The sequence below is a fragment of the Zhenpiania hominis genome, from assembly GCF_014333425.1.
GTDB lineage: Bacteria > Bacillota > Clostridia > Peptostreptococcales > Anaerovoracaceae > Hominibacterium > Hominibacterium hominis.
The window spans coordinates 1-1,846 of sequence record NZ_JACRYT010000053.1 but is presented as its reverse complement, the minus strand read 5'-3'; the positions used below and the strand labels follow the sequence as shown (position 1 = coordinate 1,846).

Sequence of the window (1,846 nt, the reverse complement as noted above, 5' to 3'; positions counted from 1 at the left end):
GCAAGCTTTTGTGTTTTGCATCGATATGTGCTATTTTTTCTTAATTGTGCTGTCTAACTGTTTGGTCGATCTGATAATGCTTCGCATCGTTGATTTTGATATGAATTCGAAGTCTGTCCTGAATCCAAATACACTATGCAGTTTATCCGTCAGTTTCGTCCTTTTGTATGAAGGGATGTAGCCGCTTTCTTTGCTCAGAAGTGTCATCTGCATACCCCTCAATGTCTCGAGGATCGGACTGCAGGTATACTCTTCGTCGAGCTTTTTCTCAAGCAGTCGGTATACCAGCAGGCTGATGTAACATGTGAGGAAGTGGGCTTTTATCCTGTCATCGCGCTGTACATAGACAGGTCTTGCTTCGAACTCGGACTTCATGATACGGAAGTTCTCCTCGATCTCCCAGCGACGGCGGTTTATCTTTATGACCTCTGCCGGATCCTCTTCGAGGTTTGTTATGACAGCATAGAATCCATCATACATCTCTTCTTCCCTGATGCGTTTCGGATCTAGTTCATATATGGTTTTTTCGGCGATCTCGCCATCACCGGTTACCGAAGTCTTACGGATGAAACGGGCGGGGTCGTTAGGATTTTTACTGCGCCTCTTTTTACCGCTTTCGATCATTTTTTCAGCATGTTCTATCTGTCGTGTACGGACCTTTCGCTGATAGTTCCTGTATTTCGGAGAGTATGTGACGATCAGGGTCTCATCCATGTCTCCTGTTACTATGGGGAGTTCTTTGTAGTAGACACTGTCAAACACATTTTCGTCAGTTTCATCCAGTGTCCTTAGGTCGATCATTTTATCTGAACCGGGCAGTCTGAACTGTGTGGGTTTCAACGCTATCTCACGTTCTTCTTTTTTTAATTTCTTCAATGAATGTGTGATCACATATGAGCGATTGCCGAAGCTGTTTAAAAATCTGTTCTTAGCACTGCCAAGTCCCGCGTCGGAACAGAAGATGAACTCACTGCAGTCAAAATCGCGAATCACCTTGTTTTCAAGAGGCTTGAGGGTGAGCTGTTCGTTCTGGTTTCCAGGATAGATATCAAAAGCGAGAGGCAGACCGTCTGCATCCATGAAAAGTCCCATGGTCACGATCGGGTTGGGTCTGTGTTCTTTACTTTTGCCATATTTCCTGCCTCCGCTTTCCTCTTCGGTCTCGAAGTAGTAGTTGGTGCAATCGTAGTACAGGATCTTCGTGTTCCTGTCATGTAGGAAGTTTGAATCACGGTAGAGTTCCCCCTGTATATAGTCAGCTTCTTCAGCCATGATCGAAAGTGCACGGTAAATATTCTGTAAGGAGTATTTGGGTGGCTCCAAAAGAGACTGGCAGTATGAAAAACTGCTCATCTTGCTTGAAGGCGAAAGGATCCTGGCATAGATCAGGTCTGTGAGGATGGCATGCAGATCATATTTGAATTTATGGCGGTTGCGTATGTTTCTGCAGATGTTATCTATCCTGAGTTCGCTGCATAATTTCTGTAAACAGAGATATCCGGAATTGAAGTTGCGTTCTTCATCAAGAGGGATGCGTGCCGTAGGGGAGAATTCAACGGAGACCTTTTCTTTTTGCTCGTTGTAAGCGGCGGTATCCTTAGCAGCTTCTTCCTTAGCCCAGGCTATCATTTTGTCCTTGTCGCCATCGAATCGGGCGAGAAGGTCATTGAACTTGCCGAGTTTTCTGTAGATGCGGGAAGAAGTCTTTCCGTTTTCCTTGCGATATGACTGATAGATATATACATCCTTGTTGTTGGCACTGCCGGTAATATTTACATACATGGTGAAAACCTCCTTCTTTATATTATATCACAACGAGCACCGACAAGCACTAACAAAATCATAA

1 protein-coding gene is annotated in these 1,846 nt (G+C 44.5%); it reads right to left on the bottom strand.

Annotation, left to right across the window (positions count from 1 at the left end; translation table 11 throughout):
• Positions 1 to 30: 30 nt before the first annotated feature.
• Complete coding sequence (locus tag H9L42_RS16640) at positions 31 to 1,782, bottom strand: IS1634 family transposase (protein WP_187304515.1); 1,752 nt, start codon at positions 1,780 to 1,782, stop codon at positions 31 to 33.
• Positions 1,783 to 1,846 lie beyond the last annotated feature (64 nt).